The following is a 5,503-nucleotide window of genomic DNA, read 5'->3' as shown; positions in this document are numbered from 1 at the left end:
TTTGATGCAAAGACACAAACATTAAGTTCATTTAGTGACAACAGTTTACAAAAACATGTTCTTCCTAAAATTAATTTTGTACCTAAATAAAAAGCATTACATCCATTGATGTAATGCTTTTTATTTATCCTCATATTCATGAAGTTCAATCACATTTTCTGAATCACCAATAATACGAGCATATTCTAAACCACCATCTACTCCCACTGATCCGCATGAACAATACTTAAAATCATGAGTAAATTTAGATTCAATTACGTCACCACATTTTCGGCATTGAATTGCATTTCTCCTTAGCTTTTTCATTCATAATCCTCCTATCAAAGTTCTCGTTCATTTCCACGTTCTTTTCTTTGTTGCTTTTGTTCAGTCGCAAGAAACTTTGATGCTGATTCATATCCTTTTTTCTCATTTTCATTCAATGCTTTTTCCGAATACCTAAGAGAACTAAATCTATTTATAGATCCATTTACTTTTCTCTTACAAAAACCAATTATTTCATGAAATCTCGGAATTTCTTTCGGAATAAACTTCTCATAAAATTTATTCATTTCATCAAATAATTTTGCTAGACGTTCATATTTGCCCTTATATGGCTTTAACCCTTCATTTTCTTTTTCTAAACGCTTCACTGTTGTATGTAAATCTGTATTATTCGCTTGTAACGCTTCATTCTTACGATGTAACGTCATATTTTCGCGTTTAAAGGCTTCTGATGCCTTTGCCTTAGTTTTGAGTTCCTCAAAGTCTTCTACGCTCATTTCAACAGTTTTAGAGCGTAAAATACCACCTTTATGTTTAACTTCCATCTTATCAACTTTATTTGTTGATTTCACTGCGTTTTGTAATTGATTTAAACGAGATTCTAATTGTTCCATTTGTTTATTTACTACTTCTTTTTTCTGTAGACATTGTCCGATTTCAGTTTCTAGTGCTTTTATCTCTTCTTTTGCGGTCATTGCCTTGAATTTTCGCATTTCTACATGCTTTTTATCACTTGATACACCACGTTCCAAATAAAAGCCCTTTTCTACCATGTGAGCATGAAAATCATCCTGGAGTGAAACCAATTCTTTTCGGTTAAAAATTTGTTTGGCTGATAACTTATTTTCTTCCGTTACTGGAACCATACCAACGTGCATATGAGGTGTTTTCTCATCCAAATGTACCGCTGCATGCACAATATTACGTTCACCATATCTATCTTTTAAAAAACTATACGCTTCTTTAAAAAATACTTTTTGTTGAGCTGGATCAACCATATCTAATACATCAAAAAATTCTCTATCACTTGTAACAACAAATTCGCACATCACAACCGCATCTTTTCGAATCGCTCGATTGGTCTCTACATTCTGTTCAATTTTGTCTTTCACTGTTTTCAAATAATCAATGTGGCCATCATTATGTAAATCATAATTTAGATGTGTTCGCTCCGATTCAATATCATGATTTGTGTGACTCTCTTTTTCTCGCTGATTATGAATCTGAATTCCCTTCACATCTCGCATTTTAAATTTCTGCATTCGGCAAATTGCATAACTCATTTTTTCGCCTCTTTTCCATAGGTTCTACGTCCTTATCAGTCCCTAGAACCATATAAAGTATATATACTTCTCTACTGTTTTTCGGTGGACTTCCATGTAAAGTATAGCACACTATACTTTACTATCGTAAAGGTGTGCCCTGCGGGGCTATTCGGCAAGCCGAATCAAACCTCGGACTTTGTCCGAACCTACAAGGGGAACTCTTCCCCTTGACCCCCTCAATCGAACTCCCCAACCCCTCAATCCTTGAGGGGCTCCCTCGCCGGTTGGCAAGAACAAACAGTAGTTTGTTCAGTGCCGAGAGGGTTCGGGTATAGTCCAGTTGGTCAAGTCAAATACTCCCTTCGCTTCGCTAGGTCCGTTTTGATTGACCAACACACGCAACGACCTCTATTGATCGTCTTCATTTTCCTCTCGTTTTTTTCACCGCATATTCATATAATCGTTCATTAAACCCTTTATCTATCTTTAAAAATTGCTTCTCAGGATTATAACGTTCCTCTACTTCTTTCATTAGCAATACTTCTGGTTCCGGCATCTCATATTTTCCTTCAACAATAATTGGTCGAGCTGGTTGTATTTTCACTTGTAACGAAGTTAATTTACAAAACTGTGGTACAGAAAGTTCTCTCATCTTTGCTAACATTTCTAACTTCTCATATTGTTCTTCATTCACTGTAAACTTGACTTGAATCGTTTTCTCTTTGTCCATTTTAGTACCTCCACAATGTACTTTTTAGTACATATAATTGTACCATTACGTACCATAAAACCCAAGTATTACAGAAGTAGAAATTTAAGTTTTTACTTCTGTAATACTACCTAACTTTTCACCTCTTTTTTTCTATAAAATCAACATCACCCAAACTTGTTATATACCTCTCAAATGCTCCAAATTCATTTTTAACCCATCTGTATTTTCTTATCTATACCCAAAACACTAAAAAACAAAAAAGCCTCTCAGACAAGCCGAGAGACCCCTTAAATCTATAATTCGTTATTTACATTTCATCAAAAAACATTTAAATAGCTCTTTGTTAAAAAGAAAGCATAGCTCCTCTTTCATCAAATACAGAATCCGGATTCCATGCAATTTCCCAAAGATTATTCTCTGGATCAGCAAAATAAGATGTTCTTCCACCCCAAAAAGCATCACTTGGTTCTCTTAAGATTTTTCCACCTATTTTTCGAACTTCTTCAACCGTTTCATCAACTTGCTCAGGATTATCTACGTTAATAGCAAAAGCTACACCACGAAATGTTTCTACACTTTGGGGAATTGAAACTCCAGCATCTTTTGCCAATTCCTCAATAGGAAATATAGAAAGAATAACACCTGCTGTTTTAAACGCAGCATAAGTATCTGAACTTATTTCAGTTTCTTCCCAACCTAAACCTTTATAAAAAGTACGAAGGGCTGGCAAATTAAAAGCACCGATTGTTATTAAACTTACTCTTTGTAATACCATAAATATATAACCTCCATAATTGTATATATATCTATAAATTAAACAAGGAATTTAATTATTCCTCCTTAAGGGGTACCGCCAGCATTTCGGAAAAAATCTACGCTAAGAACATGCGAGATTTTATACAGTTTTTTGGCTAATCTAGTAACAAACGAGAACCCGAAAACCCACGCCAGGATAGGAATGTATAAAATGATGCATAGAATAATACAAAAAGAAAACGTACAAACCCAATTGTATCAAAGGTTTGTACGTTTTCTTTGCTACCAATAATGAGACGTTATGTTAACTGATAGTGTATGGAGTATACAAAGAAAACAAGAGTATGGCTACCACATTCTTGTGATAAAATGGAATAGAAAGGGTGATTTAATTGAATATTTTATGGGACTTTGACGGAACACTTTTTAATACATATCCTGCCTATACCAAAATACTCTCTCTAGTACTTGGAGAAGAGATAGATAAACAGGAGATTTATAAAAAATTAAAGATTTCATACTCACATGCACTAGACTACTATAATGTTTCTAGTGACCAGAAAGAGAAAATTAAAAGCTTAAAAAAGGAATTGTCTCCAAAAGACATGAAACCATTTGATGGCGTGGAAGAAATTTTGAAATTTGCAGATAAGAATGTAATCATGACACATAAACACAGAGATGGAGTTTTAGCAATTTTAAAATATTATGGATGGGACAAATACTTTGTAGATATGGTTACGATTGATAATGGTTTTCCTCGCAAACCCAACCCATCAGCATATACTTACTTGCATCAAAAACACAAAATTGATCTAGCTATTGGAGATAGAGAATTAGATTTGCTACCTGCAAAAGAATTAGGAATCATAACATGCATGTTTCAAGGTCAAAGTGATGTAGCAGATTATTATTTAAACGATTACTCAGAATTTTTCAATAAGGGTATTCCATTATCAAAACAGTTGTATCTTCAGCAATAAATCGCTGAAGATATATGATAGATTTATTGACTTCCGCTTTCGATCATTATGTGAACATGAAAGTCCCCCAGTCAAACAATCTGGAGGACTTTTTTATGGTTTGTTCTTGTCTTTTGGTCTTACATTTGCTTTTTGGCTAGAGTGCTGGCTCGTCGTGTGGGGGCGAAACCCCACGTATTACGTATCTATTTTTTGAATAAGGACTATTTTGGAACGAATGATCTAAGCGGTTCGGCTCGTATACTTGCTTGTCCAAGTCGAGAACCATTGCTTTGCTTTTTGTCTGTCGGCTTGGCGAGAAAAGCACACGAGCCGAAAAAACTTCTGCAAGGATGGAGCAAAGCGGAAAAGGTGGAGATTTTTTGAGTGTTTTTCTCAAAAAATACTACCTGTTCCTTGTAGAAGTTTTAGCTCTTAAGGAAAAAAAGAAAAAAAGACCAACTAAAAGTTGGTCTTTTTTAAAATATCAAAGGGGCTATTTAGCCCCTTTGATATTAGAAGAGAGGAAACGTGCATAAAAAGTGGGATAAACCCAGTTATATCAACGGATTTCACGTTTTTGCTTGTGTTCATATTTGATAGCAATTGTGTTCATTTTTGAAGATGTCTGTATTCTTTTTGTGAACACAATTGTATTTTTTATATAAGTATGTTAGTGTTCTTATAAAGAGTTATTTGGTGTTCAGGTATGAATACACATTGAATATATATTAAATACATATTGGGGGATATTTCATGGAAAAACATGACGAGAATTTAGAATATCATGCAGAAACTCAAACATTAGTTGGTCAAAAGAAACGAGAATTAGTAGACACTGAAACTGGAGAAGTTATTCATGTAGACCAAATAACCAAAAGAGTATATGGAACTAAGAATTTTTGGAAGATGTACTTAATGGATTTCTTAACAGTTCTAGGAATCATAGACAACAAACAACTAGATGTTTTTATATACATAGCGGAAAATACAAACCAATCTAACAATCTTTTTATAGGTACATATAGAAGTATCTCAAAAGATGTTGGTGTCGGTGTAAGTACAGTGACACGTATTATGAAAAAACTACAAGAAAGTAATTTTATCAAGAAAAAACAAAATGGCGTTTATATCGTAAATCCTAACATCATGATGAAAGGGAACGATACAAAACGACAAATATTATTAAGTTATTACGAAGAAGATAAGCCTTTAAATTCTATCGACGTATTAAGAGGGAAACAAAAGGCTCTTCCAGAACAAGAAACAACAAAAAACGAATCAAAAAAATTAGGATTGGAGACGAAAAACAATGATTGAGGGCGTTGAATTAAATATTTATTTAGATGACGATACAATATCATTTAGTCTATCTCCTGTACAAACAGAAGTTATATTTAAAGCATTGGGACTACAATTTGATGCAAAGACACAAACATTAAGTTCATTTAGTGACAACAGTTTACAAAAACATGTTCTTCCTAAAATTAATTTTGTACCTAAATAAAAAGCATTACATCCATTGATGTAATGCTTTTTATTTA

Annotated in this window: 7 protein-coding genes; 3 read left to right on the top strand and 4 right to left on the bottom strand. The window is 33.6% G+C overall.

Going from position 1 to position 5,503, the window contains the following annotated elements; translation table 11 throughout:
• Positions 1 to 120 precede the first annotated feature (120 nt).
• The 4 genes from RCJ96_RS27250 to RCJ96_RS27235 all read right to left on the bottom strand — a co-directional run bounded on the left by RCJ96_RS27250 (position 121) and on the right by RCJ96_RS27235 (position 3,016).
• The gene (locus tag RCJ96_RS27250) at positions 121 to 306 is read right to left on the bottom strand and encodes a DUF7695 domain-containing protein (protein ID WP_012552728.1); all 186 of its coding nucleotides are present in this window, start codon (positions 304 to 306) and stop codon (positions 121 to 123) included.
• A 14-nt stretch (positions 307 to 320) separates the two neighbouring features.
• The gene (gene mobV, locus RCJ96_RS27245; RefSeq protein WP_012552726.1) at positions 321 to 1,547 is read right to left on the bottom strand and encodes a MobV family relaxase; all 1,227 of its coding nucleotides are present in this window, start codon (positions 1,545 to 1,547) and stop codon (positions 321 to 323) included.
• A 403-nt stretch (positions 1,548 to 1,950) separates the two neighbouring features.
• Complete coding sequence (locus tag RCJ96_RS27240) at positions 1,951 to 2,259, bottom strand: hypothetical protein (protein WP_080349474.1); 309 nt, start codon at positions 2,257 to 2,259, stop codon at positions 1,951 to 1,953.
• 325 nt (positions 2,260 to 2,584) lie between these two features.
• Complete coding sequence (locus RCJ96_RS27235; protein ID WP_048557824.1) at positions 2,585 to 3,016, bottom strand: VOC family protein; 432 nt, start codon at positions 3,014 to 3,016, stop codon at positions 2,585 to 2,587.
• A gap of 373 nt (positions 3,017 to 3,389) precedes the next feature.
• Here RCJ96_RS27235 and RCJ96_RS27230 point away from each other — a divergent pair, with 373 nt between their 5' ends.
• From RCJ96_RS27230 to RCJ96_RS27220, 3 genes are all read left to right on the top strand, one after another.
• Positions 3,390 to 3,980 (top strand): HAD family hydrolase, encoded by a 591-nt coding sequence (locus RCJ96_RS27230; protein WP_001024262.1) that lies wholly within the window; start codon positions 3,390 to 3,392, stop codon positions 3,978 to 3,980.
• Positions 3,981 to 4,715: 735 nt separating this feature from the next.
• Positions 4,716 to 5,279 carry a replication/maintenance protein RepL gene (locus tag RCJ96_RS27225; protein ID WP_076867984.1) on the top strand — a complete coding sequence of 188 codons (564 nt, stop codon included), beginning with the start codon at positions 4,716 to 4,718 and terminating at the stop codon, positions 5,277 to 5,279.
• A complete protein-coding gene (locus tag RCJ96_RS27220; RefSeq protein ID WP_012552733.1) occupies positions 5,272 to 5,466 on the top strand; it encodes a hypothetical protein in 195 nt (64 codons plus the stop codon). The genes RCJ96_RS27225 and RCJ96_RS27220 overlap by 8 nt, the downstream gene beginning before the upstream one ends.
• Positions 5,467 to 5,503: the final 37 nt, after the last annotated feature.

The sequence above is a fragment of the Bacillus sp. BSL6 genome (genome assembly GCF_052928345.1).
The sequence above is the reverse complement of the archived record's forward strand: the minus strand, read 5'-3'. Positions and strand labels throughout refer to the sequence as shown.